This is a genomic window from Roseateles subflavus (assembly GCF_030285365.1).
Classification (GTDB): domain Bacteria; phylum Pseudomonadota; class Gammaproteobacteria; order Burkholderiales; family Burkholderiaceae_C; genus Roseateles_B; species Roseateles_B subflavus.
Genome location: NZ_JASVDS010000009.1, coordinates 68,024 through 93,344, shown reverse-complemented (window position 1 = coordinate 93,344; position 25,321 = coordinate 68,024). Strand labels below are relative to the sequence as shown.

The 25,321-nt window shown below is 72.0% G+C and carries 19 protein-coding genes; 5 read left to right on the top strand and 14 right to left on the bottom strand.

From position 1 onward, the window contains the following. Nucleotides 1–36: 36 nt before the first annotated feature. Genes QRD43_RS21765 through ligA form a run of 3 tightly spaced genes read left to right on the top strand, consistent with a single transcriptional unit; the run spans nucleotide 37 to nucleotide 4,868 of the window. Nucleotides 37–1,101 (top strand): cell division protein ZipA C-terminal FtsZ-binding domain-containing protein, encoded by a 1,065-nt coding sequence (locus tag QRD43_RS21765; RefSeq protein WP_285984618.1) that lies wholly within the window; start codon nucleotides 37–39, stop codon nucleotides 1,099–1,101. A gap of 58 nt (nucleotides 1,102–1,159) precedes the next feature. Beyond that, nucleotides 1,160–2,464: a polyamine export protein PaeA gene (paeA, locus tag QRD43_RS21760; RefSeq protein ID WP_285984617.1), complete on the top strand. Its 1,305-nt coding sequence runs from the start codon at nucleotides 1,160–1,162 to the stop codon at nucleotides 2,462–2,464. Nucleotides 2,465–2,495: 31 nt separating this feature from the next. Beyond that, on the top strand, nucleotides 2,496–4,868 hold the full coding sequence (ligA, locus tag QRD43_RS21755; RefSeq protein ID WP_285984616.1) for an NAD-dependent DNA ligase LigA: 2,373 nt from the start codon (nucleotides 2,496–2,498) through the stop codon (nucleotides 4,866–4,868). Between the two features lie 54 nt (nucleotides 4,869–4,922). Here the strand turns inward: ligA and QRD43_RS21750 are convergent, their stop codons facing one another. The 9 genes from QRD43_RS21750 to QRD43_RS21710 all read right to left on the bottom strand — a co-directional run bounded on the left by QRD43_RS21750 (nucleotide 4,923) and on the right by QRD43_RS21710 (nucleotide 17,197). Beyond that, nucleotides 4,923–6,005 (bottom strand): HD-GYP domain-containing protein, encoded by a 1,083-nt coding sequence (locus tag QRD43_RS21750; protein ID WP_285984615.1) that lies wholly within the window; start codon nucleotides 6,003–6,005, stop codon nucleotides 4,923–4,925. After that, a complete protein-coding gene (locus QRD43_RS21745) occupies nucleotides 6,002–9,133 on the bottom strand; it encodes a PAS domain-containing protein (RefSeq protein WP_285984614.1) in 3,132 nt (1,043 codons plus the stop codon). Before QRD43_RS21745 ends, QRD43_RS21750 begins: the two co-directional genes overlap by 4 nt. Before the next feature lie 7 nt (nucleotides 9,134–9,140). Further along, entirely contained in the window at nucleotides 9,141–10,283 is a 1,143-nt protein-coding gene (locus tag QRD43_RS21740; RefSeq protein WP_285984613.1) for an FIST signal transduction protein, read from the bottom strand. Nucleotides 10,284–10,495: 212 nt separating this feature from the next. After that, nucleotides 10,496–11,395, bottom strand: a complete 900-nt coding sequence (locus tag QRD43_RS21735) for a DMT family transporter (protein ID WP_285984612.1) — start codon at nucleotides 11,393–11,395, stop codon at nucleotides 10,496–10,498. 4 nt (nucleotides 11,396–11,399) lie between these two features. After that, a complete protein-coding gene (locus QRD43_RS21730) occupies nucleotides 11,400–12,989 on the bottom strand; it encodes an Ada metal-binding domain-containing protein (RefSeq protein WP_285984611.1) in 1,590 nt (529 codons plus the stop codon). An 82-nt stretch (nucleotides 12,990–13,071) separates the two neighbouring features. Continuing rightward, nucleotides 13,072–13,848, bottom strand: a complete 777-nt coding sequence (locus QRD43_RS21725; RefSeq protein WP_285984610.1) for a LytR/AlgR family response regulator transcription factor — start codon at nucleotides 13,846–13,848, stop codon at nucleotides 13,072–13,074. A 42-nt stretch (nucleotides 13,849–13,890) separates the two neighbouring features. Then, complete coding sequence (locus tag QRD43_RS21720) at nucleotides 13,891–15,036, bottom strand: sensor histidine kinase (RefSeq protein ID WP_285984609.1); 1,146 nt, start codon at nucleotides 15,034–15,036, stop codon at nucleotides 13,891–13,893. Between the two features lie 121 nt (nucleotides 15,037–15,157). Then, the gene (locus tag QRD43_RS21715; RefSeq protein WP_285984608.1) at nucleotides 15,158–15,970 is read right to left on the bottom strand and encodes a LytR/AlgR family response regulator transcription factor; all 813 of its coding nucleotides are present in this window, start codon (nucleotides 15,968–15,970) and stop codon (nucleotides 15,158–15,160) included. Between the two features lie 78 nt (nucleotides 15,971–16,048). Then, nucleotides 16,049–17,197 carry a sensor histidine kinase gene (locus QRD43_RS21710; RefSeq protein ID WP_285984607.1) on the bottom strand — a complete coding sequence of 383 codons (1,149 nt, stop codon included), beginning with the start codon at nucleotides 17,195–17,197 and terminating at the stop codon, nucleotides 16,049–16,051. Nucleotides 17,198–17,404: 207 nt separating this feature from the next. Here QRD43_RS21710 and QRD43_RS21705 point away from each other — a divergent pair, with 207 nt between their 5' ends. Together QRD43_RS21705 and QRD43_RS21700 are read left to right on the top strand one after the other, a co-directional pair. Further along, the gene (locus tag QRD43_RS21705; protein WP_285984606.1) at nucleotides 17,405–18,793 is read left to right on the top strand and encodes a phosphomannomutase/phosphoglucomutase; all 1,389 of its coding nucleotides are present in this window, start codon (nucleotides 17,405–17,407) and stop codon (nucleotides 18,791–18,793) included. Between the two features lie 4 nt (nucleotides 18,794–18,797). Next, a complete protein-coding gene (locus QRD43_RS21700) occupies nucleotides 18,798–20,156 on the top strand; it encodes a 3-deoxy-D-manno-octulosonic acid transferase (protein ID WP_285984605.1) in 1,359 nt (452 codons plus the stop codon). 93 nt (nucleotides 20,157–20,249) lie between these two features. Here QRD43_RS21700 and QRD43_RS21695 read toward each other — a convergent pair whose 3' ends face one another. The 5 genes from QRD43_RS21695 to QRD43_RS21675 form a co-directional block, all read right to left on the bottom strand. Continuing rightward, a complete protein-coding gene (locus QRD43_RS21695; RefSeq protein ID WP_285984604.1) occupies nucleotides 20,250–21,500 on the bottom strand; it encodes a sigma-54-dependent Fis family transcriptional regulator in 1,251 nt (416 codons plus the stop codon). A gap of 159 nt (nucleotides 21,501–21,659) precedes the next feature. After that, nucleotides 21,660–23,486 (bottom strand): pilus (MSHA type) biogenesis protein MshL, encoded by a 1,827-nt coding sequence (locus tag QRD43_RS21690; RefSeq protein WP_285984603.1) that lies wholly within the window; start codon nucleotides 23,484–23,486, stop codon nucleotides 21,660–21,662. Continuing rightward, nucleotides 23,483–23,911 carry a hypothetical protein gene (locus tag QRD43_RS21685; RefSeq protein ID WP_285984602.1) on the bottom strand — a complete coding sequence of 143 codons (429 nt, stop codon included), beginning with the start codon at nucleotides 23,909–23,911 and terminating at the stop codon, nucleotides 23,483–23,485. Before QRD43_RS21685 ends, QRD43_RS21690 begins: the two co-directional genes overlap by 4 nt. Continuing rightward, entirely contained in the window at nucleotides 23,908–24,576 is a 669-nt protein-coding gene (locus QRD43_RS21680; RefSeq protein ID WP_285984601.1) for a hypothetical protein, read from the bottom strand. The genes QRD43_RS21685 and QRD43_RS21680 overlap by 4 nt, the downstream gene beginning before the upstream one ends. Next, nucleotides 24,573–25,316, bottom strand: coding sequence for a PilN domain-containing protein (locus tag QRD43_RS21675; RefSeq protein WP_285984600.1), 744 nt, complete (start codon nucleotides 25,314–25,316; stop codon nucleotides 24,573–24,575). The genes QRD43_RS21680 and QRD43_RS21675 overlap by 4 nt, the downstream gene beginning before the upstream one ends. Nucleotides 25,317–25,321 lie beyond the last annotated feature (5 nt).

Below are 25,321 nucleotides of genomic sequence, written 5' to 3'. Positions count from 1 at the left end.
GCAAGGCAGGGAGTTCGAGATGACGGAGGTCCGGGCATGACGCTGACCGCGATGCTGGCCATTCTTGGCGGCCTGATCCTCGCCGCCGTGATCGCCCATGGCGCGTGGACGGCCCGCAAGGCCGGCCCCAAGCGCGCCGAGCCGCCGCTGGAGCCGGGCGGCGAACGCCAGGAGCCGGGCCTCGGCGTGGCGCGCGCCGCCGTCGGCGACTCCTTCGAGGACGACCCCGGCATGGGTGACACCGTGCCCATGCCCGGCCGCACGCTGCCGCGCCGACCCTCGGCCCGCATCGACGCCCTGATCGACGCCATCGCCACGGTGACGGTCGAGCTGCCCGTGAGCGGCGAGCTCGCGCTGTCCCACCTGCCGGGCAGCCGCCGGGCGGGCACCAAGCCCTTCCACATCGAGGGCCTGAATGCCGAGACCGGCGAGTGGGAGCTGCCCACGCCCGGCCAGCGCTACAGCGAGTTCCAGGCCGGCGTGCAGATGGCCAACCGCAGCGGCGCCATGAACGAGATCGAGTACTCGGAGTTCCTGCAGAAGGTGCAGGCCTTTGCCGACGGCATCACGGGCTTCCTGCAGGCGCCGGACATGCTGGACGTGGTCGCCCGTGCCCGCGAGCTGGACCAGTTCGCCAGCGAACACGATGCCCAGCTGGCCGTGGTGCTGCGCGCCAAGACCGCTGCCTGGACGCTCGGCTACGTGCAGCAGATGGCACTGCGCCACGGCTTCGTGCCGGGCGCCCTCCCGGGACGGCTCGTCCTGCCGGCTGACGAAGAGGGCGCCCCGCCCGTGCTGCTGTTGAGCTTCGAGTCGCAGGCCGCGCTGGCCGAGGATCCGACCGCCAGCAGCCTGCGCGAGCTGACGCTGTCGCTCGACGTGCCGCAGACGCCCGAGTCCCTGGAGCCCTTCGCCGCCTGGCAGGAGTGCGCCCGCCATCTGGCCCGCGATTTCGAGGCCGACGTCTGCGATGACCGGGGCCAGGTCTTGCCCCTGATGGCCTTCCAGACCATCGGCGTGGAGCTGTCGACGCTGTACAAGGCGCTGGCCTCGCGCGACCTCGCCGCCGGCAGCCCGGCTGCCCGCCGCCTCTTCAGCTGAGCTCCCGCGCCGGCAGTGCGAGGGCTACACTGGAGGCCCCACACTGCCTGAGCCGCCCTTGAGCACCAGCCTCCTGCTCATCGCCCTGCTGATCGCCGCCAGCGCCTTCTTCTCGATGGCGGAGCTGTCCCTGGCGGCCTCGCGGCGCCTGAAGCTGCGCCAGCTGGCCGAGGAGGGGGACGAGCGGGCCGAGCGCGTGCTGCAGGTGCAGGAGCAACCGGGCCACTACTTCACCGTCATCCAGATGGGCGTCAACACCGTCGCCATCCTGGGCGGCATCGTGGGTGAGGGCGCGTTCACACCGCACTTCGCGCAGGCCCTGTCCTACGTGATGACGGTCGAGCAGGCCCAGACGCTCGGCTTCGCGGCCTCCTTCGCCGTGATCACGGCGCTGTTCATCGTGCTGGCGGACCTCGTGCCCAAGCGCCTGTCCATGAACGAGCCGGAGCGCGTGGCACTGGTGCTCGTGGGCCCGATGCAGGGGCTGTGCACGCTGCTCAAGCCGCTGGCGTTCGCCTTCAGTGCCGTCACCGAAGGCCTGATCCGCCTGATGGGCCTGCCGGCCACGCGGGACAACAGCATCACCCACCACGACATCCTCGCCCTGGCCGAGGCCGGCAACGAGGCCGGCGTGGTGGCGGACGCCGAGCAGCAGGCCATCGAGAACATCTTCGAGCTCGACACCCGCACGGTCGAGAGCAGCATGACGACGCGCGAGCGCGTGGTCTTCTTCAGCCTCGACGATGACGACGCGCTGGTGCGCAACCGCATCGCCGAAGAGCCGCATTCCACCTACCTCGTCTGCGATGGCGAGATTGACCAGGTGGTGGGCTACGTGGACGCCACCGACCTCTTCCAGCGCGTGCTGCGCGGCGAGCGCATCGAGCTGCGCGGCAGCAGCGGCCTGATCAAGAAGGTGCTGATCGTGCCGGACCGCATCACGCTGTCCGAGGTCCTGGCGCAGTTCCGCCAGGCCCACGAGGACTTCGCGGTCATCGTCAACGAGTACAGTCTCGTCGTGGGCGTGATCACGCTGAACGACGTGATGAGCACGGTGATGGGCAGCCTTGTGAGCCCGCACGACGAGGAGCAGATCGTGCGCCGCGAGGACGGCTCCTTCCTCGCCGACGGCATCACGCCCATTCCCGACGTGCAGCGGGCGCTGGGCCTCGAGGCCTGGCCGCATGCGGGGCAGTACGACACGCTGGCGGGCTTCCTCATGGTCATGTTGCGCCGGATCCCGAAGCGCACGGACCACGTCGTGTGGGAGGGCTGGCGCTTCGAGGTCATGGACGTCGACAGCCACCGCGTGGACCAGGTCATGATCGCGCGGGACGAAAGCCCTTCGCCGGCGGCCGCCTGAGTCGTCCCGGGCTTGGGCACAATCGCTGCCCATGAGCCAGAACGATCTTTTTGCCACCCCCCCTGAAGACGAGGCCACGCCCGCCGAGCGCGCGGCCCGGCTGCGCGAGCAGCTGAACCACCACGCCCATCTCTATTACGTCCTCGACGCGCCGGAGCTGCCGGACGCCGAGTACGACCGCCTGTTCCAGGCCCTGCAGGCGCTGGAGGCCGCGCATCCCGAGCTGCTGACGCCGGACTCGCCCACCCAGCGCGTGATCGGCCGTGTGCTCGACAGCTTCGTGCCGGTGCAGCACGCGGTGCCCATGCTCTCCATCCGCACCGAGACCGACACCGAGGCCAGCGGCGCCGAGAACTTCGATGCCCGCGTGCGCCGCGAGCTCGGGCTGGGCGCGGAGGATGCCCCGGTGGAGTACGCCGCCGAGCTCAAGTTCGACGGCCTGGCCATGAACCTGCGCTACGAGCAGGGCGTGCTCGTCCAGGCCGCCACGCGCGGGGACGGGCAGACGGGCGAGGACGTCACCCAGAACATCCGCACCATCGGCCAGATCCCGTTGAAGCTCAAGGGCCTGGCGCCCGAGGTGCTGGAGGTGCGGGGCGAGGTCTACATGCGCCGCGACGACTTCGAGGCCCTCAACGAACGCCAGCGCGCCAAGGGCGAGAAGACCTTCGTGAACCCGCGCAATGCGGCGGCCGGTGCGGTGCGCCAGCTGGACCCGGGCATTGCCGCGCAGCGTCCCCTGAGCTTCTTCGCCTACGGTCTCGGCGAGGTGCGCGGCTGGGACGTGCCTGCCACGCACAGCGGCATGCTCGATGCCCTGGCGGCCTTCGGCCTGCCCGTGTGCCAGGACCGCGCGGTGGTGGCGGGCGCGGCGGGCCTGATCGCCTTCCATCGCGAAATGGGCGCGCGCCGCGATGCGCTGCCCTTCGACATCGACGGCATCGTCTACAAGGTCAACCGTCGCGCCCTGCAGCAGCGCCTGGGCTTCGTCAGCCGCGAGCCGCGCTGGGCCGTGGCGCACAAGTACCCGGCCCAGGAGCAGATGACGCGCCTGCTGGACATCGACATCCAGGTCGGCCGCACCGGCAAGCTCACGCCGGTGGCCAAGCTGGAGCCCGTCTTCGTGGGCGGCACCACGGTCAGCAACGCCACGCTGCACAACGAGGACGAGGCCCGGCGCAAGGACGTGCGGGTGGGGGACACGGTCATCGTGCGCCGCGCGGGCGACGTCATCCCCGAGGTCGTGGGTGTGGTGCTGGAGCGCCGTCCGGCCGATGCGGGCGAGCCCTTCGACCTCTACAAGCGCCTCGCCGGCCAGTGCCCCGTGTGTGCCAGCGCCATTGCCCGCGAGGAGGGCGAGGCCGACTGGCGCTGCACGGCGGGCCTGTTCTGCCCGGCCCAGCGCAAGCAGGCCCTGCTGCATTTCGCCAGCCGCCGCGCCATGGACATCGAGGGCTTCGGCGATGAGATCGTCGCCGCGCTGGTGGATGGCGGCCTGGTGAAGACGCCGGCCGACCTGTTCCTGCTGGGGCGCGAGCAGCTCATCGGCCTGCGCCTGGCGGGCGGCAGCACGCTGCAGGCGCTCAGCGCCGACAACCTGCTGGCTGCGCTGCAGGCGGCGCGCACGCCGGCCCTGGGCCGCTTCCTGTTCGCGCTGGGCATCCGGCATGTGGGCGAGAGCACCGCGGCGGCCCTCGCGAAGTTCTACGGCTCCTGGCAGGCCTTCGTCGCCACGGGGCGGCACACGCCGCGCCTGATCCCCGACATCGGCAAGGAGGTGGCGGACTCCATCGCCGCCTTCAATGCCGAGCCGCACAACCGCGCCGTGGTCTCCGCCATGACCGGCCCCGAGGCCCAGGTGCAGCCGTCCGTGCTGGCGCCGGCCGTGCGCGTCCCGCTGAAGCAGCTGCTGGCGCTGGTGAAGGCGGTGGATGGCGAGGAGGGGGGGCGCCGGCTCAAGGGCATCGGCGGCGGCACCATCGAGCGTCTCGCCGAGGCCTGCGGCACGCCGCAGGCGCTGGTCCAGACGCCGCAGGCGGAGGCCGCGCTGGAGTCCGCCCGGCTGTCCTTCGGCGAGCTGCTGCTGGAGGCGCCGTGGGCCGCGGTGGTGGCGGAGCTGGCCGCGCTGGGCAATGTCTGGGAGGCGGCGCCCGCGCCTGCGGCGGGCCCGGCCGGCGTGGCCGGGCTCACCTTCGTGCTCACCGGCACGCTGCCCACCCTGTCCCGCGATGCGGCCAAGGCGCTCATCGAGGCCGCGGGCGGCAAGGTCAGCGGCTCGGTGTCGAAGAAGACGCACTATGTCGTGGCCGGCGAGGAGGCCGGCTCCAAGCTCGACAAGGCCCGCGAGCTGGGCGTGCCGGTGCTGGACGAGGCGGGGCTGCAGGCGCTGCTGCAGGCCGGCTGAGCGCGGCGGCCGGCGGGCCGTTCGGGGCTGCCGGTGCGGCCCCGGGCCTGGCCCTCAGGCGAAGTCCGAGATCATCGACGGCCAGTCGTCCTCGCTGTCGCCGAAGCGCTCGCGGATGCCCAGCACCTCGTCCCAGTGCTCGAAGAAGACGGCCACGCAGGCCGGGTCGAAGTGCGAGCCCGACTGGCTCCGGATCCATTGCGACGCGTCCTCGAGGGTCCAGGCCGGCTTGTACGGCCGGGCCGAGGTCAGCGCATCGAAGACGTCAGCCACCGCGACGATGCGGCTGAAGATCGGGATCTCCTCGCCCCGCAGGCGGTTCGGGTAGCCGTTGCCGTCGAACTTCTCATGGTGGCCCAGCGCGATGCTGGCCCCCGCCTGGAGGATCTCGGACGTGCTGTCCCGCAGGATCTCGTAGCCGTAGACGGTGTGCTGCTTCATCACCTCGAACTCGTCGGGCGTGAGGCGCCCGGGTTTGAGCAGGATGGCGTCCGCCACGCCCACTTTGCCGATGTCGTGCAGCGGCGCGGCGACGAGGATGAGGTCCTGCTGCGCCTGGCTGAGCCCCAGCGCGCGGGCAATGAGGTGCGAGTAGTGCGCCATGCGCAGGATGTGCGCGCCGGTCTCGGGGTCGCGGTACTCCGCCGCGCGCGAGAGCCGGATCACCGTCTCGTGCTCGCGCTGCACGGCCTGTGCCGTGGCCTTGCGCACCTCCTCGGCCAGCCAGGTGGCGCGGTCGGCCAGCTGCCGGCGGGCATCGCCCAGCGACAGCAGATTGCTCGCGCGCGCCTCGAACTCGGCGCGGTCCACCGGCTTGGTCAGGAAGTCGGAGGCCCCGGCGCGCAGGGCCCGGTAGCGCACTTCCTTCTGGTCATTGGCCGTGACCATCAGGATGGGCACCGTCTCCAGGCCGGGCTTGGACCGCACCGACTGGATGAAGTCCAGGCCGTTGAGCAGGGGCATCATGTAGTCCACGATGATGAGGTCCACGTCGTGCGCATTCAGCCAGGACAGGGCCTGCACGGCGTCGCCGAAGCTGCTCACCTCGCAGCCCCCCAGCCGCTTCACGAGCGCTTCGAACAGGGCGAGGTTCACCGGCGCGTCGTCGACGATGAGGACCTGGCGCGAGCGGCTCATGGCGTCTCTCCGGCGGGCAGCAGGCCCAGCAAGGGCGGGATGCCGGTGATGAGCGCATCCAGGCGCTCGGCCACGCCGGTGAGGTCGCCCGACTCGGTCTGCGCCTCGATCGCGGCGGCCAGCTCGGCCAGGGGGGTGGCGCCGAACATGCGCAGGGTGGACTTCAGGGCGTGCGTGGTGTGCATGAGGGTGTCGAGATCGCCCGCCGACAGGGCCTGGCGCAGGCGCTGCTCGTCGAGGGGCCACTGCTCGTGGAAGATGGGCGCGATGATGCCGACGATGTCCTGGTCGACGCCGGCCAGGCCCTGGGCCAGGTCGAACGGCGGCTCCTGCGCCGCAGCCTCGGCCGATGGGGTGCCGGCGCTGGCGTAGCGGTGCACCAGGCGCTGGAAGGCGCGCAGGTCCAGCGGCTTGGAGAGGTAGTCGTCCATGCCGGCGGCCATGCAGCGCTCGCGGTCGCCCTGCATGGCCTTGGCGGTCATGGCCACGATGGGCGTGCGTGGTCCCTGCTCCGTGGCGCGGTAGCGCCGCGTCGCCTCGAGGCCATCGAGCACGGGCATCATCATGTCCATCAGGATGAGGTCGAAGCGCGTGTCGGCCAGCAGGGCGAGGGCGCGCTCGCCGTTGTCGGCCAGCGTGACCCGGTGCCCCCAGCGCTGCAGCAGCTGCGTCGCCAGGCGCTGGTTCACCGGGTGATCCTCCACCAGCAGCACACGCAGCGAGACGCCGCCCGGTGCCGGCTCCAGCTCGCTGCCGTCCCCGGGGGGCAGGCCCTCGGCGGGCAGCTCGTCCAGCCCCTCGGCCATCAGCGGCAGGGCGACATGGAAGCGGCTGCCCTCGCCGGGTGCGCTCTCCACCCAGATGCGGCCCTGCATGGCGTCCACGAGCCGGGCGGAGATCGTCAACCCCAGCCCTGTGCCACCGTAGCGCCGGGTGATGGAGCTGTCCTCCTGCGAGAAGGCCTCGAAGATGGTGCCGAGCTTCTCGGCCGGGATGCCGATGCCGGTGTCCGCGATGGTGAAGGTCACCTCGCCGGCGCGGCCGGGGCGCAGGCTCAGCGTCACGCTGCCCTGTTCGGTGAACTTGACGGCATTGCCCAGCAGGTTGAGGAGCACCTGGCGCAGGCGGCCCGCGTCCCCCAGCACCCGCGCCGGCAGCCCTGGGGCCGTCTCGCAGCGCAGCACGAGACCCTTGTCCGCCGCGCGCACGGCCAGCGGCTTCAGCACGTCCTGCACCAGCGGCTCCAGCGCGAAGGGGATGTGTTCGATCTGCAGCTTGCCGGCCTCGATCTTGGAGAAGTCCAGGATGTCGTTGATCACCCGCAGCAGCGCGTCCGCCGAGGAGCGCACGATGCTGAGGTACTCGCGCTGCTGGGCATCCAGCACGCCGTCGAGGGCGAGCTCGGTCATGCCGATGATCCCGTTCATGGGCGTGCGGATCTCGTGGCTCATATTGGCCAGGAAGTCGGACTTGGCGCGGTTGGCGGCCTCGGCGCCGTCCTTGGCGCGGCGCAGCTCCTCGGACACGGCGCGGGCCTCGGTGACGTCGGCCAGGTAGCCGTTCCACTCGATGCCGCCTTCGGGCGTCTGCTGCGTGCGGGCCTCGCCGTGCACCCACACGACGGCCCCGGTGTCCCGGTGCACCAGGCGGTAGTCCAGGGACCAGGCCTGCAGATGGCGCGCGGACTGCTCGAAGGACTGCACCATGCGCTGGCGGTCCTCGGGATGCACGCGGGCCATCATGGCGTCGGGGTCGGCCATGGCGACCTCGGGGCTGAGCCCGCAGATGCGCTGCAGCGCGGCGCTGCTGAACACGATGCGCGAGGCGCCCACGGCCGGCCGCAGGATCTGGAACACGGCCACCGGGATGCTCTCGGTGATGTCGCGCAGCCGGGCATGGGCCTCCTTCAGCGGCGTGACGTCCTGCCACAGGCCGGAGAAGACGATCTGCCCGTCCGGTGTGAGCTCCGGCTCGGGGCGGCTCTCGCCCCGCAGCCAGCGCACCGTGCCGTCCGGCAGGCGGATGCGGAAGTCGTCGCTCCAGGGCGTGCGCTGCTGCACGGCCCGCGCCGCGCTGAGGGCGCAGCGTTCGGCGTCCTCCGGGAAGAGCTGACGCCCGGACAGGCTGCCGTCCGCCAGCAGCTCGGCGGGTTCGAGGCCGCGCAGCTCCTTGAGCCGGTCGCTGACGAAGGTGTAGCGCGGCGTTCCCCCCTCGGCGGGTACCTGGCACTGGAACAGCACGCCGGGCACCGCATTCGTGACGTGGCGCAGCCGGGATTCGGCGGCCTGGAGCGCGGCCTCCATCAGCTTGCGCTCGGTGATTTCCGTGCGGATGGCGATGAAGCGTTCCGGCTGGCCCTGCGCGTCCAGCAGCGGCACGATGGTCGCCTGCACCCAGTACAGGCCGCCGCTCTTGGCGCGGTTGCAGATCTCGCCGTGCCACACCCGGCCGGCGCGGATCGTCGCCCACAGGTTCGCGAAGAACGCCGCCGGGTGGTGGCCGGAGTTGATGAGGCGGTGGTTGGTGCCGAGCAGTTCCTCGCGGGTATAGCCGCTGATCTCGATGAACTTGTCGTTCACATAGACGATCTCGCCCGCAAGCGTGGTGATGCTCACGATACCGTGCTGGTCGAGCGCGAACTTCTGGTGGGCCAGCTCGGTCAGCGCCGATTGCAGGCGCCGCTGGCTCTCCTCTCGCCCGCGCACGAGCTCGCCCATCAGGCGCGACAGCGACTCGAGGTTGTCGTCCCGCAGCGGCGGCAGGCCCGCGTCGATGGACTGCATCAGCTCCTGGGCGGTGTCGCGCAGCGAGTCGATGGCGCGGGTGCGGCTGGCCAGCTCGGTGCGCAGGCGCTCGTTCGTGGCGGTCAGCTCGACCGAACTCAGCTCCAGGCTGCGGGTCTTGAGGTCGATGTCGCGGTCGCTGTGCTCGTAGGCTTCGCCCACGCGCAGCAGGAAGGTGTCGAGCCCGCCCAGCAGGCGCGCGGCCGCGGGCGACACACCGCCCTGCGCGGCGAGCGTCCTGAGCTCGTCCAGCACCTGGGGCAACTGGCCTTCCTCGCAGCCCAGCAGGCGGCGGGTCTGGCGGGCCAGCAGCTTGTGCAGGGGGCGCGGCGGGGCACTCGTCATGCGGGACTCAGGCTTCGGCGATGTGGGTGATCGTCATGGTCTGGTTGTGCAGCTTGCATTCCAGATTGCCGGTGAAGGGGCTGATCTCGCCGTTGGAGTAGAAGCCGGCGATGCAGGCGCCCTGGCCGAAGACGTCGGCCACCGCCTCGATCTCCTCGTCCACACGCCCGCCCATCACCAGCTTGCGGCCCACGCAGCTGACCAGCAGCGCCAGGCCCTGGCCGTCGCCCGCGTGCATCTTGCGAGCCGCCTGCGCAGCGGCCTCGGCCCCTTCGACGAGGGCATCGGTGCCCGCATGCATCAGGCGCAGATAGCCCTCCGGGTCGATCTCGCCCGCGAGCGTGAGGCTGCCGCTGGCCTCGTCCACGCCGAGGATGGTGCGGATGAGCCCGATCTCGGTGTGATCGCTGCCCAGCATCGCGAAGGGAAAGAGCAGACCGGAGGCCGGCAGGTCCCGCGCATGCTCGCCGAGGTAGCGCTTGTAGACGTCCAGCGCGGGCTCGCCGTCGAGCTCGTACAGCACGTTGTGCTCGCAGCGGGTCACCTTGCGGGCGGGGCCGAAGGGGGACCAGCCCCCAAAGGAGCCGTGCGAGAACTGCAGGGCCTCGCCGTAAAGGCCGAGGCACACGAGTTCGTCGCGGTGCACGCCTGACTGGTTCAGCACCCAGGTCTCGGTGAAGGCGGCGGCATCGCCCGCCAGGCCGCCGGTGATGGGGACCTGCTGGCCGAGGACCTCGGCCATGCCGACGATGAGGGCGCTGCCGTTGATGGCCACGCCCTGGCCCAGCACGATGACGGCGCGCAGCCCCTCGGACGGGAGCTGGCGGGCCAGGCGGCGGCCGGCCTCGGCGGAGTCCGCCATGCCGGCCAGGCGCGTGGACACCTGCGCCAGCTGGCACCGGTCGAAGCGCACGGCGGTGATGACGCAGCTGTCGTCGGTCACGCCCTCGGCCGAGATCTCGCCTGCGGTGGTGCAGCCCATGCGCTGGGCCTCGGGAAAGGCCTCCGCCAGCGGCCCGGCCACGCGCTGCAGCCAGGCGGCGGAGCCGAAGACCAGCAGCAGGTTGGGGTGGAGGGCGCGCAGGGCGGCCAGCGCGTCAGGGGTCAGGGCGTCGGCACCGGGCCGGAGCAACAGTTGTTGGACTTGCATCTCGGGCACCTTTCAGGCCAGCCTGGCAATGCCGGAAATTCTGCATGGCTTGGCGCGGCCCCGGGGGACCGGTTCCGTTCGGAATGCACGCTTGCGCGGGCTGCATGTGCCCGCTGCGAGTCCAGGGGCGGCCAGGCTGGGGCCGGGGACGCCGGCCGGCCCGTTTCCGACCTCGCGGCCCGCTGGACGCGACCGGCGCCGGCCCCTTGCCGTCAGGCCTTGGCGCGGCCGAAGGGCGCCACGATGCCGGTGGCCAGCGCCGTGCCCAGCAGCACGATGGCGCAGCCGGCGGCCATGTGCAGGGTGAAGGCCTCGCCCAGGAAGGCCAGCCCCCACAGCACCGCGAAGACCGGGATCAGGAAGGTGACGGACAGCGCGTAGGTCGGCCCGGCGCGCTGCATCAGGCGGAAGTAGAGGATGTAGGCCAGACCGGAGCACAGCAGGGCCAGGGCGGCGGCGCTGAGCCAGGCGGTGGGGCCCGGCGGCGTCGAGGGCCACTGGGCGGCCGCCGGCACGGCCAGGGCCAGCGCCGCGAAGAGCTGGCTGCCGGTCGCCACGGCCAGCGAGCGCGTGCCGCCCAGGTACTTCTTGGTGGCGCTGGCGGCCAGGCCGTAGCAGCACGTCGCGCCCAGGCAGGCGAGGATCGCGAACCCGCTGCCGCCCGGCTTGAAGCTGGCCTGCTCCCAGGCCAGGAAGACCACGCCGCCAAAGCCCACGAGCAGGCCGAGGATGCGCCCGGCGTCCAGCCGCTGACCGAGCCACACCGAGGCCACGAGCGCGCCCCAGATCGGCGTGGTGGCGTTGAGGATGCTCGACAGACCCGCCGTGATGGACAGCGCCGCGTAGCTGAAGAAGGCGAAGGGCAGGGCGCTGTTGAGCACGGCCACGAGCAGCAGCGGGCGCCAGCCCCGGCGCAGCTCCTGCAGGCCCTCGCGCCCGCCCTGCCAGGCCAGCAGGGGCAGCAGGAAGAGGCTCGCCCCCGCCACGCGCACAAAGGCCAGCGCGAGCGGGCCGAAGGCGGGGGCGCCCAGGCGCAGGAAGAGGAAGGACGCGCCCCAGATGGCGGCGAGCAGCAGCAGTTCGGCGGCGTTCAGACGGGCGTGGTCTTGCATGGGGTCAGGTCTTGCGTGAGGCTGCGGTGGCGGGCGTGCGCTGGGCGGCATGGTGCCAGAGCTGGAGGACGGCGTAGGAGCGATAGGGGCTGAAGCCCTGGGCGCGCTCGGCCAGGGCCCGGGGCGTGGGGGCGGCCTGCCCGGGCTCGGTGAGCTGCTGGCGCAGCACCACGTCGCCGGGTGGGAACAGGTCGGGCGCGCTCCAGCCGCGCATCAGCATGTACTGCGCGGTCCAGGGGCCGATGCCGGGCAGGTCCTGCAGCTCGGACAGGGCCAGGTCTTGCCCGCCGGCCAGATGCCCGTCCTGCAGGCGGGCGTAGGCCAGCGTCGGCCAGCGTTGCGCCAGGGTGATGAGCGCCTGTGCCCGGTTGCGGATGATGCCCAGCTCGGCAATGGACTCGATCGACGCCCCGGCGATCCGCTCGGGCAGCGGAAAAAGCCGCCGCACCTCGGGCGTCTGGTGGCCCGGCGGGAGGTCCTCGCCGAAGCGCTCGACGAAGCGCGACGCCAGGGTGCGGGCCGCGGCCACCGTGACCTGCTGGCCCAGCACGGCGCGCACGGCCAGCTCGAAGCGGTCCAGGCAGCCCGGCAGTCGCAGCCCGGGCTCCAGCGAGGGCAGACCTGCCAGGTGCTGGTGAATGGCGTCGGGCGCGGCGTCCAGGTCCAGCCAGCGGCGCACCAGGGGAATCAGGCTGCCGGCCGCCGCCCACAGCGAAGAGCAGGGCGAGAGCAGCACGGTGTCGCGCTCCGGCTGGAAGCGGATGACGAGCCGCCCGGCGAGCGTGCGGCCCTGGTGCGGCAGGCGCAGGCTCCGGCTGATCAGCCGTTCGTGGGCGTCCACGTGCTCGACACCCGGCACCGCGCGGGCGGCCAGGAAGCCCAGCAGCGCGTCCACGGCCAGGGGCGGACGGTAGGCCAGGCGCAGACCGGGCTCGCCGCAGGCCGTCACGGAAGGGGGCGGCTCGCCGGCCTTGCGCAGGCTGCCGGGCTGCAGCCGGTAGTGCTGCTGGAAGAGCGCGTTGAAGCGTCGCTGGCTGCCGAAGCCCGCCGCGGCGGCCACCTCCGCCATGCCCAGCGGGCTGTCCATCAGCAGCTGCTTGGCCAGCAGCAGGCGGCGGGTGTGCAGGTAGGCGAGCGGGGGGACGCCGTGCTCCGCCTCGAAGATGCGCTGCAGGTGGCGGCTGCTGATGCCCAGCCGTGCGGCCAGCGCCGTCACGCTCTGACGCGGGTCCTCGGCCATCAGCGCGGCCGCCTGGCGCGCCAGCGTGCGGCTGGCATCGGTGACGCTCCAGCGCAGCTGCGCGCCGGGCGCGGTTTCGGGGCGGCAGCGCAGGCAGGGGCGATAGCCGGCGGACTCGGCCTGTGCGGCGCTGGCGAAGAAGCGGCAGTTCTCGCGCCGCGGCGTCTTCACCCGGCAGACCGGCCGGCAGTAGATGCCCGTGGAGCTCACCCCGACGAACCACAGCCCGTCGAACCGGGCATCGCGCGCCAGGAGCGCGGGATAGCACTGCGCCGTGCTGAGTTCGCCAGCGCCCTGAGCGCCATCAAGGGCAGGGGCCGGGGCGGCGTTGGGAGGCGTGGGCAGGCGGGGCATGACGTCATCTTAGGCGGCCATGCGGCCGAAGGATGGACGGAATCGGACATGTGCCCGAGGCCGCCTGTGCCGCGCGCCGGGCCTACATCGCCTTGAAGAGATGCACGTAGGCCCGGCTCACCGGCAGCTCGAGTGCCAGCCCCCGGAAGCGCAGAAAGAGGCGGCTGAGCTCGTCCCGCCGCGTCCCCGCGAGATGGGCGAGGTTGACCAGGGTGGAGCGGTGCACGCGCCAGAACTCCTGCGGGTCCAGCTGCAGGGCCAGGTCCGCGATCGGGGTGCGGATCAGGTACTCGCCCTGGGCGGTCCGCACACAGGTGTACTTGTCGTCGGCATGGAAGTAGATGACCTCGCCGATGGGAATCTGGTGCATCAGCTCGCCCTGGCTGGCTCGCACGTAGCGCAAGGGCGCGGTCGGCGGCACGAGCCCCCCGGCGGGCGCCTGCAGCTGCTGCAGCGCCTGGGCCAGGGCGGGGGCGTCCGCGTCGCCCGCGCCCGGGGCCCCCAGGGCGTCCTGCAGGCGCTGCACGGTCTTGTGCAGCCGCTCGCGCTTGACGGGCTTGAGCACGTAGTCCAGCGCGGCCTGCTCGAAGGCCTGGCAGGCGAACTCGTCGAAGGCCGTGACGAACACCACCCGCGTCCGTCCCTCGATGCCCTCGGCCACCTCCAGGCCGGTGAGGCCCGGCATCTGGATGTCGAGGAAGGCGAGGTCGGGCTGCAGGGCCTCGATCTGGGCAGCCGCCTCCCGGCCGGTGCGGGCCAGGGCCACGATCTCCAGCTCGGGCCACAGGCTGGCCAGCTCGGACTTCAGGTGCTCGGCCAGGTGGATTTCATCGTCGGCAATCAGGGCGCGCAGGGGCATGTCGGGGGCTGTCTTGGGAAGGTTGGAGGGAACAGGGCGGCATCAGCCCCGGGGCGAGGGCGGGGCCAGCGGCAGTCGCATCACCGCGCACGCGCCGGCCTCGTCGAGCGTCAGGGCCAGGGAGGCCTGATCGCCGTAGCGGGCGGCCAGACGCTCCCGGATGTTCTTCAGGGCCAGACCATGGCCCGGGCGAGCGCGGTGCTGGCGGGCGTTCGCGCCCAGCCCGTCGTCGCGCACCTCGATCTGCAGCCAGCGGCCGTCACCCGCGCTGACGATCCGGGCGCTGACCTGGACCTCGCCGCCATCGTCCTTGCCTTCCAGGCCGTGGACGATGGCGTTCTCCACCAGCGGCTGCAGCAGCAGCGGGGGCAGGCGCTGGGCGTCGGCCTCGGGTGTGCTGCTGAGGCTGAAGCGCAGGCGTTCGCCCATGCGGATCTGCATCAGCCCGAGGTAGCTGCGAGCGACCTGCAGCTCAGTGGCCAGGGCGCAGCTTTCCTCACGCAGGGCACCGAGGCTGGCGCGCAGGTAGTCGGTGAAGTGCTCCAGCATCTCCAGCGCGCGATCCGGGGCGGGCTTCACGAGGCTCTGCACGGCGGCGAGGCTGTTGAAGAGGAAGTGGGGCTCGATCTGGGCCTGCAGGCGCAGCAGCCGGGCCTCGGAGGCCTGCAGCTGCAGGGCCTGGCGGCGGCGGCGCTGGTGGTCCAGATACCAGCCGATCAGGGAGCCGATCAGCGAAAGGAAGAGGAACTGGCTCAGCCCCCGGGCGCTGTCAAAGGGCGTCGTCACGGTGACGTCCATCGACCAGCCCAGCGCCTGGCTGAAGAGCCACATGCCCAGCGCGATACAGCCGATGGGCATGCAGGTGAAGTACAGGCCGGCACGCCAGCCGCCCGCCTGCAGTCGGTCCAGGGCCGGCTGGGACAGCACCAGCTCCGTCAAGCGGTAGCCCCCGTGGATCAGGAAGGCCACGACGAAGCCGCAGACGTAGCTGGCCAGGAGCTGCGGGCCGCTCATCCGGACCGAGCCGAACAGCGCGCCGAAGGCCAGGAACAGCGAGGGGAAGCCGATGGCAAAGACGCTGGTGATGGCGAAGCGCGCAAGCGTGGACTCCGTACGCACCTTGCGCAAGCGGAAGTAGTGCCGGAGGGCGAAGCGGACGTCGTCGGTGAAGCGGGCAGTCGGGCTCATGTCAGGGCGAGGCAGTGGACATGGAGTCAGCGTAGGCGGCGAGTGTCTCCGGAAATGGGCCTGCGCGACGAATCGCAAGCCCGGGCGCCGGATGGCAAGGGCGCGGTCCCGGCCCGCGGCCTCACATCGCCCGGAACAGGTGCACGTAGGCGCGGCTGACCGCCAGTTCCTGCGTCAGCCCCTTCATGCGCAGCAGCAGCTTGCCGTTGGCGTCGCGCCGGGTGCACAGGAGCTGGTCCACGTTGATCAGCGTGGCGCGGTGCACCTGCCAGAAGTGCGCCGGGTCGAGCTGGGAGAGCAGCTCGCTGATCGAGGTGCGGATCAGGTACTCCGCTCTGGCCGTGCGCACGGCGGTGTACTTGTCGTCCGCCTGGCAGAAGAGGATGTCCTCCACCGGGATCAGGTGCGTGCAGGCCCCCTGGCTGGCGCGCAGATGGCGCAGGGGCGGGCCCGGGCGCGCCGCGGCGGCCGCGCTGGCGGGCAGCAGCTGGGACAGCAGGCGCGCGAGCTGGTCCTCCGGCGGCGAGGCGGCGTCCGGTGCCAGCGCCCGCTGGAGCCGCTCGACCGTGCGCTGCAGCCGCTCCGGCCGCACCGGCTTGAGCACGTAGTCCAGCGCCTCCTGCTCGAAGGCCTCCAGCGCGTGCTGGTCGTAGGCCGTGACGAACACGACCCGCGTCGCCCCCTCGATGCCCTGAGCCACCTCCAGGCCGGTGAGGCCCGGCATCTGGATGTCGAGGAAGGCGATGTCCGGCTGCAGCTGGGCGATCAGCGTCGCGGCCTCCTGCCCGTTGGACGCGATCGCCACCACCCGCAGCGCGGGCCAGAGCTCGCGCAACCGGTCCTGCAGCACGCGGTTGAGGTGCGGTTCGTCGTCCGCGAGGAGGGCGGTCGGTCCCGGGTTCGGGGCTGAGATCGGGCGGGGCGGGGTCGGCATGGCGGTGGCGTCGCGGATTGGGGGCTGTTCGGGCGGCGAGCTCAGGGTGATCGACGGGGGCAGGGCGGCGGGGGCGACTCATCCCCCGTCGGTCCGACCCAGGGGCCGCCGGCGCTGCAGGACCAGGCGGACGCACGTGCCCCGGCCACCGGCGCCGTCGGTGAGGACCAGCGAGGCGCCCGGCCCGTAGAAGGCCAGCAGGCGCTCGCGGATGTTCTGCAGGGCCATGCCGTGGCCCTGGCGGGGCCGCTGGCGGCTGCCGGCCAGGCCGATGCCGTCGTCCTCGATCTCGACCACCAGGCCGTCGTCCTGGGGGCGGGCGCGGATCTGCAGCAGCCCGCCCTGCAGCTGCGGCTCCAGGCCATGGTGCAGGGCATTCTCGACCAGCGGCTGCAGCAGCAGGGGCGGCAGACGCGCGTCCAGCAGCTCGGGCGCCACGTCGACGCGGGACTTCAGCCGCTCGCCCATGCGGCAGTGCATCACCGCGAGGTAGTTCTGCACGAGCGCCAGCTCCTGGGACAGACTGACGTCCTCGGCCCGCATCTGCCGCAGGCTGGCCCGCAGATAGTCGGTGAAGGCGTCCAGCATGTGCTTGGCCTGGGCCGGCTCGTAGTCGATCAGGCCCTGCACGTTGGCGAGGGTGTTGAAGAGGAAGTGCGGCTCGATCTGGGCCTGCAGCAGGCGCAGCTGGGCCTGGGTGAGCTGGCTGCGCGTCTTCTGCGCGCGCAGCTGGCTGCGCAGTCGCCACAGGCTGAGCCCGGCGAAGCCGGCGCCGCAGAACAGGAAGGTGATCAGCGTCCCCTTGCTGGGCACGCGCGGCGGGACCGGCAGGCCCAGGCGGAACGACATCAGCAGGGTGTCCACGATCACCAGCCCGAGCACGCTGCAGACCGTCGGGATGCCGATGAAGACGAGCAGGCTGCCGCGGGCCGTGCCCTCGTTGAGCTGCTGCAGCTGCACGGCCGGCAGCCGCCGCTCCAACAGGCGAAAGGCGCCGTGGGTGAGCAGGGCGATCGCCACGCCCAGCAGCGCCGAGGGCAGGAGGCCGGGCCGCCAGAAGGAGGCGTCCAGGATCTGCCCGGACAGCAGCGCCGCGACGAACACGATGAGGACCCCCACCACGCCCCCCACGCCGGCGCTGACCATCAGGCCGGTCCACCAGGGCACGGACCGGTGCTTGTCGAGGTGCCAGAGCGCAAGGGAGGGACCGAGGAGGCGCAGGTTCATGGCGGCAGTGTAGGCAGCGCTTGGCCCCTTCGCGACGCCCGGGTGGACCAGGCGTCGCGAAGGGGCGCGAATCGACGCCGGACGGGGCCGGACGGGCGCCGCGCGCGAGTTACAGCGCGATCACGGAGCCCGGTTCCGGCCATGCCTACAATCGCGCTGAAACAAATCTACAAGGACCGGCAGCCCCAGGCTGCAGAGGCAATACGCATGCAAGTTCACGCTTCCATCTTCAAGGCTTATGACATCCGCGGCGTCGTGGGCCAGACCCTGGACGAGACCCTGGCCGAGCACCTGGGCCGGGCCTTCGGCACCGAGGCGCTGAAGCTCGGCGAGAAGGCCGTGGCGGTGGGGCGCGACGGTCGCCTGTCGGGCCCGGGACTCGTGGCGGCGCTGGTGCGCGGCCTGCAGTCCACGGGCATCGACGTGGTGGACATCGGCGCGGTCACGACGCCCATGCTCTATTACGTGGCCGCCACGCGAGGCCGGCACGGCTGCAACTCCGGCATCCAGGTGACCGGCAGCCACAACCCGAAGGACTACAACGGCTTCAAGATGGTGCTCAAGGGCGCCGCCGTCTTCGGTGAGCAGATCCAGGACATCCGCCGCCGCATCGAGGCCGAGGACTACGCCACCGGCGCCGGCCGCGTGGGCACCATGGACATCGGCGCCGAGTACAGCCACCGCATCGTCAGCGACTGCCAGCTGGCCCGCCCGATGAAGGTCGTGGTGGACAGCGGCAACGGCATTCCCGGCGCCAGCGCCCCGGCCATCCTGCGCGCCCTGGGCTGCGAGGTGATCGACATCTACTCCAAGGTCGATGGCGACTTCCCCAACCACCACCCGGATCCCTCGCGCCCCGAGAACCTCGAGGACCTCAAGCGGATCGTGCACGCCTGCGACGCTGAGCTCGGCCTGGCCTTCGATGGCGACGGCGACCGCCTGGGCATCGTCACCAAGGACGGCCAGATGATCATGCCGGACCGCCAGATCATGCTGCTGGCCGCCGACATCCTGAAGCGCAACCCGGGTGCCGAGATCATCTTCGACGTGAAGTGCACGCAGCGCCTGGCTCCGTGGATCCGCGAGCACGGCGGCAAGCCGCTGATGTGGCTGACGGGCCACTCGCTGGCCAAGGCCAAGCTGAAGGAGACCGGTGCGCCCATGGCCGGCGAGCTGTCAGGCCACATCTTCTTCAACGAGCGCTGGTACGGCTTCGACGACGCCATGTACACGGCCGGCCGCATGCTGGAGATCCTCTCGCGCAGCGAGGACCCCAGTGCCGTGCTGAACGCACTGCCCACCAGCTTCGCCACGCCCGAGCTGAACGTGCCCTGCGCCGAGGGGGAACACCACAGCGTCGTGGCCCAACTCAAGGAAGTGGCCGAGTTCCCCGATGCGAAGGAGATCATCACGATCGACGGCCTGCGCATCGAGTACGAGGACGGCTTCGGCCTCGTGCGTGCCTCCAACACCACGCCGGTGCTGGTGCTGCGCTTCGAGGGCCACACGCCCGAGGCGCTGGCCCGCATCGAGCACGCCGTGCTGGCGCAGCTCAAGCGCGTGAAGCCGGACGCCACCTTCGCGGCCGGTCACTGAGGGCTTGGCCACGGCCTCCTCCCACGACCGCGCCCCGCCGGCGGTGCCGGCCTGGTCCGAGCGCCTGGCGCGCTGGGCCTACGGCACGGCGCTTCGCCTGGCGACGCCGCTGTACTTCCTCAAGCTCTGGCGGCGCGGTGCCGCCGAACCGCTCTACCGCATGGCCTGGGCGGAGCGCCTGGGCCTGGGGGAGCGCTCGCCGCCGGGCGCGCTGTGGCTGCATGCCGTCTCCATGGGCGAGACGCGAGCGGCGGTCCCGTTGATCGCGGCGCTGCGCGAGCGCCATCCGGGCCTGCGCCTGCTGCTGACCCACTCGACCGCAACCGGCCGTGACACCGGCCGCGAGCTGCTGCGCGAGGGGGATGTGCAGCGCTGGCTGCCCTTGGACACGCCGGGCGCCGTGCGCCGCTTCCTGCAGCGCCATCAACCGGTGGCGGGCGTGCTGATGGAAACCGAGATCTGGCCCTGCCTGATGGCGGAGGCCGCACGTCGACGCCTGCCGGTGGTGCTCGCCAACGCCCGCCTGTCGCCCAAGAGTGCCCGGCAGGGGCAACGCCTGCGCGCCCTGCTGCATCCGGCGGCGGCACGGCTGTGGCTGGCGCTGGCCCAGACCGAGGCCGACGCCCAGCGCCTGGAGGCAGCCGGGGTCGGGCGCGTTCTGGTCAGCGGCAATCTCAAGTACGACCTGCAGCCGGATGAGTCCGTGCGGGCGCGCGGAGAGGCCTGGGCGGCCGCACGCCCCCAAGCGACGCGCCCCGTGCTCCTGATGGCGGTCAGCCGCGAAGGCGAGGAGGCGGCGCTGCTGCGCGCGTGGCATGAGCGGCGCGGCACGGGGGCGCTCCGGCCGCTGCTGCTGATCGTGCCGCGTCATCCCCAGCGTTTCGACGAGGTGGCCGCGCTGGTGCGTCAGGCCGGCTTCAGCCTCGCCCGGCGCAGTGACTGGACCGGGCAAGACCTGCCCCCTGCCGAGGCCTGGTCGGCAGAGGTGTGGCTGGGCGATTCCCTTCGCGAGATGCCGCTCTACTACGGCCTGGCGGACCTCGCGCTGCTGGGAGGCAGCTTCGAGCCGCTGGGCGGGCAGAACCTCATCGAGGCCGCCGCCTGTGGCTGCCCGCTGCTGATGGGCCCGCACACCTTCAATTTCCAGGAAGCTGCCGCCCTGGCGGAGGAAGCGGGCGCCGCGGTGCGCGTGAGCAGCCTGGACGAGGCCCTGGATCGCGCCGCCGCGCTGCTGGCCGATGCGCCGGCCCTCGCGCACCAGGCCGCACAGGCCCGGGCGTTCGCCGCACGCCACCGGGGCGCCGCGCAGCGCATGGCCGATGCCATCGCGCCGCTGCTGGCGGCCGCGCCGCTGTCCCGCTGACGCTCAGGGCGCCCCGCGGGCCGTCGAAGCCCGCGTGAGCCGGCCGCCGCCGGGGTCAGGTCTTGCGCGCCATCAGCGGCGCACCCGGGCGGATCAGCCCTTGGGCACCAGCAGCCCGTCCTGGCGCAGCTTGCGGTACAGCGTGCTGCGGCCGATGCCCAGCTGCCGTGCGGCGAGCGACAGATTGCCCCCGGCGGCCCGGATGGCATCGCGGATGGCCAGCGCCTCCGTCTCGCGCAGCGGCGGCGGCTGCAGGGCCATGCCCCCGGCGCGGGAGGGCGAGAGGCTGGCAGGCGGGGGCGAGGGCGGCGTGCCGGCATAGCCGGTGCTGAGCGGCCCGCCCAGGGGCACCGTGGTGCCGTAGGGCGTCGTCACGGCCGAGGCCCCCGGCGCCGCCCAGTTCAGCAGGCGGTGCGAAGGCCAGCGCATCTTCAGGTACAGCGTGGCTGGCTCCTGCTCGCTGCGGGTGGGGATCTGAACCGGCAGCGCCTGGTCCTGCTGCGCGGCGCTGAGCAGCTGCTCCATGCTCAGGCCGAAGAGGCTCTGCACGGATTCGCGGTGCAGCGTGGCCGTGCCGCCGCCGAGCATGTCCAGCCCGCGGCGGTTGATGCCCAGCACATGGCCATCTTCGGCCAGGGCCAGCAGGCCTTCCTGCAGGGTGCTCAGCCCCTCGGGGCGTGCGTGCATCTGGAGCTGCGGGGACTGCCGGAAGCGGTCCGCAAACCACTGGGATTCGATCAGACGCGCGGCGAGGCTGGCCAGGGCCAGCGTGTGCGGATGGTAGGAGCGGCGGTCGCCGGAGACATCGAGCACGCCCAGCAGCGCGCCCTTGTGGTCGAAGATGGGGGCGGCCGAGCAGGTCAGGAAGTGCATGGCGCGCAGGTAGTGCTCGGTGCCGTGCACAAGTGTCGGAGCCTCGGTCATGAGCGCCGTGCCGATGGCGTTGGTGCCCTTGTCGGCCTCGGCCCAGCGGGAGCCGGGGCTGAGCGCGACGCGCTGCGCCCGGGCGAGGAAGCTGGGATCCCCGAGCGCGTGCAGCACAGTGCCGCTGGCATCGCACAGCACGACCATGCTCTGGGCATGGGCGAGCTGCTCGTAGAGCATCTCCATGACCGGCAGGGCCTGGGTGCACAGGCGCGCGTTGCGGTGCTGGAGCTCGGTCAGCGCGCCATCGGTCAGACGGTGGAGGTCGGGCGCCTGGCCGGGATGCAGGCCGAAGGCCTGGCTGCGCTCATGCGAATGCTGGATGGCTTGCTGGTGCAGCTGCTGAGCGGCCAGCATGGACGCGCTGGCTGCCGCCGTGGCCGCCGACGCGGGCAAGGCGCCGGCCTGGGTCTGGGACACAAATGCTGTCGACAATGTCGTTCCCCCTGACTTTCATCACCGGCCGACTATCACGGATGACCCGTGGGCTGACAAGCGGGAAACTCAGGTAGGGTGGGGCCGGCATGGCCCCGCAAGCAGGGACAGCCCCACGCCGTCGCGTGCGCAGGGCGACCACGCTCAGGGCTGGCCGACGCGGATGACCTTGCGCTGCCGGGCGTCCGTGTCTTCCAGGCGTTGGGCGCTGCGGGCGGTCTCCTGCTCCCAGTCCTGCGCGCTGCGGATGATGGTCGAGCGGATCAGCACCACGAGCTCGCGCTTGCGGCCATTGTTGGCCCGGTTGCCCAGCAGCGTGGCGGTGATGGGGTTCTGGTCCGCACCGGGCAGGCCGGAGCCGCGGCGCGTGCTCTCCTGCTGCATCAGCCCGCCGATCGCGACGATGGCGCCGTCAGGCACCCGCACGACGGTATCGGTCTCGTTGACGCTGCTGGAGGCCAGCGGCAGGCGGTAGTTGCCCGCGGCGCCGAGGTCCACCTGCTTGGTGCGCTCTGTCACGTTGGTGACGGACGGGTGCACATGCAGCGTGATGGTGTCGCCGTCGTCGATCTGCGGCGTGACGTCCAGGGCGATGCCGGAGAAGAAGGGCGTGAGGATCAGCGTGGGCATCACCACGCCGGTGGTGTTGTTGGTGTTGGTCGAGTTGGTGGTGTTGCCGCTGTTGATGCCGGTGACGAAGTAGTCGTCCGAGCCGACCTTCAGCACGGCCTTCTGGTTGTTCAGCGTCGCCACACGCGGGCTGGAGAGGATCTGCGTGTCCCCGTGGCTTTCGAGGAAGCTGATCAGCCCCTGGAAACTGCCGCGCGTCAGGGCCAGGCCGAAGGCGCCGCCGCCGGCCGAGGGCAGCGGGATGAGATCGGGCCAGAGCGGGGTCTGGTTGCCGGTGGACAGGGTGGGCAGCCCGGCGGTGTTGCCCACCAGCGGGTTGACGACGGAGGGCGTGATGAGCGGCAGCGAGGGGTTGACGCTGGTCTGGCCGGCCATGGTGCGCGAGCGCAGGATGGACCAGTCCACGCCGCTCTGGTAGCCCTCGCGCAGCTCCACCTCGACGATCTTGGCCTCGAGCATGACCTGGCGCTCGACGGCCATGCGCGTGGCTTTCAGGAAGCTCTCGACGGCGCGCAGCTCCTCCGGCATCGCCCGCACGGCGATGGTGCTGGCCTGTGGGCTGGCGATGACGCTGCGGCCCTCGCCGCCTCCGACGAGGCTGTTGAGCGCCTCCTGCAGCTCGGACCAGAAGTCCGCCTTCGTGGCGGTGCTGACGCGGCTGCTTTCGGATTGCTGCACGGTGCCGTTGCTGCCGTTGTTGCCATCCGTGCTGGTGCCCGTGCCGCTGTTCGCGACGCCGTTCGAGCTGCTGCCGTTCGAGGTGCCGGTCATGCGGGCGCCCGTGCTGACGCGCAGCTCGCTGCGGCCGATGCGCTGGCCCGGCAGGTAGTTGATGCTGAAGACCCGCGTCTGCATCGTGGCCGGGTAGACCGTCACGCGGCGGCCGTCGATGCGGAAGTCGTAGCCATAGACGTCGCGCAGGGACTCGAGCGCCTCGCGCATCGTGACGCCCTTGAGGGTCAGGGACAGCTGGCCGCTGACGCCGGGGTGCACGATCATGCTGTAGCGCGTGTCAGCCACCAGCGAGAGGTAGACGTCCTTGGCCTGGGCACCGTTCACCACGAGGTCGAAGCGGGGCTCGGCGGGCGCGCTCACCGGGGGCGTCGCGGGGGTGGCGGGCGCGCTGGCGGCACGTGCGGCGGCCTGCGCCTCGGCCTCGGTGGCGCGGGCGCGGGCGGCGTCCAGCTCGGCCCGCAGTGCGGCGACGGGCTGGGCGACCTGCAGGGGCTTCTCGGCACAGGCACTCAGCAGACCCAGGCCCAGCACGAGGGCGGCATTGCCAAGGCGCTGCGGACCCTGGCGAGCGGCGGGCCGGGAGGCGGACTGGGCGGGGCGTTTCATGGGCGATCCCTTTTCTCTTGTGACTTGTCGGGCGAACCGGATTCGGGGCTGGGCTTCTTGCTGACGCCGCTGAGCATGGGCAGCGCGTGCAGCCCGTCGCGGCTGCGCAGCCAGACGCCGTGTTCATTGACGCGCTCCACCAGCAGGGCGTCGGCGCCGCTGCCGATGCGCGTGCCGGAGGCGTAGCGGCGGCTGCCGATCAGCGCATAGGCCTTGCCGTCGACGATCAGGACCTGGGCGCTCTCCGGCAGGGCCGGCGCCGCGTTGGCACTGCCCGGCGTGGCGGCGGGGCGCAGCGCGGCGGGCGGCTGCATGGGATCGCGCTGAGGGGCCTGGGCCTCCGCGAGGACCGGCAGCAGCAGGGCGCCGGTCGCGAGGGCGAACAGGCCCGCGGCGGGGCGGCGGGAGGGGATCATGCGGCTCATGCGTCGGGCCTCAGCACATACATCTGCACGCTCATGCGGTGGGCGCCGTCCGGGCCGCCGGACTGGATCTGAAGCGGTCCCCAGCGCAGCTCGGGCAGCGCCTGCTCCAGGCTGGCGAGGTAGCGCAGGAGGTCGAGGTAGTCGCCTCGCAGCTCGAGGTCCACGGCCTGCCACTGCAGGCCCGGCGGGGCGGTCAGGCGGCCGGCCATCTCGGGGGCCGGCTTGGCGGCGCTGTCCAGCCGGGTGAGTTGCAGGCGCTCATGCTTTTGCAGCAGCTGGCTCAGCAGCTGAGGCAGCTGCGGCAGCGCGCTGCTGCCCTGGCGAATCTGCTCCAGGCGCTGCGACTGGGCCTGCAGCGCCTCGTTGAGCGCCGTCAGCTCGCGCCGGCGTCGGGCCAGTTCGGTGTCGCCCTGGTTCAGCGCGTTGAGCTGGGTGATCTGGTCGCGCAGGCGCTGCAGGTCGTCGTCCTGCCGATGGACGATGGCCTGCTGTTCGCGCTGCTCACGCATCAGCGGGTCCAGCACCAGCGTGTCGACGGCCAGCACCAGCACGACGGTCAGGCACAGGAACAGGAAGACCCGCTCGCGCAGGCTCAGGGCGTCGATGCGCTCGGCGGACCGTTCCCAGCGTGCGCGCCACGCGCTGTGGATCTCATGGGCCGTCATGGCTGACCTCCCGACTGCATCGTGGCCACCTGGACCGGGGCGGCGGCGGCCAGCGCCGCGGACGCGGCCGGCGTGAGGGGCAGGACCGGGGCGACGCCTCGCACCTGGAAGGCCCAGACCGGCTGTCCGGCGGCCGCGGCACCCGCCGGCAGCTGCAGCCGACCCGCCAGCCCGGCGTCGGCGCCTGCACTGCCGGCCGACACGAGCTCCAGCTTCACCTCCGCCAGCACGACCCGTTGGAGCAGGGCCTGCGTCTGCAGGCGGGACACCCAGCCGCGAAGCGCGGACGGATCCAGCGTGCCGCCGCTGAGCTCGAGCTGGCCGGCCTGCCAGCGCAGCCCCTGCAGCCACACGGTGGCCGGCACCGAGCTGGCCAGCAGGGCAAGGAGGTCGCTGTGGCGTTCGCCGGCCGGACGCTGGCCGTGGGTCAGGGACTGCAGCAGTGCCGACTGGCTCTGCTGCTGCTGCTTCAGGAGCGCGATCTGGGCCTCGGTGGCCTTGAGGTCACTGGCGCCTGGCAGAGCGGCCAGCGTGCGGGTCAGGGCCTCCTGCTGCGACTTCTGCGCGGCCGAGCGGCTGATGAACTCGGCGCGGCGCTGGTCGGCGCGGCTGCCGATCCAGGCGGCCAGGGCGAGGCTGCCGATCAGGATGAGCCCCAGCGCCTGCAGCATCGCCACGGCCGTGAAGTGGCGCCTGGGCTTGAGCAGGATGGGGGTGAGCAGGTTGATCTGTTGTGCCATGGCGG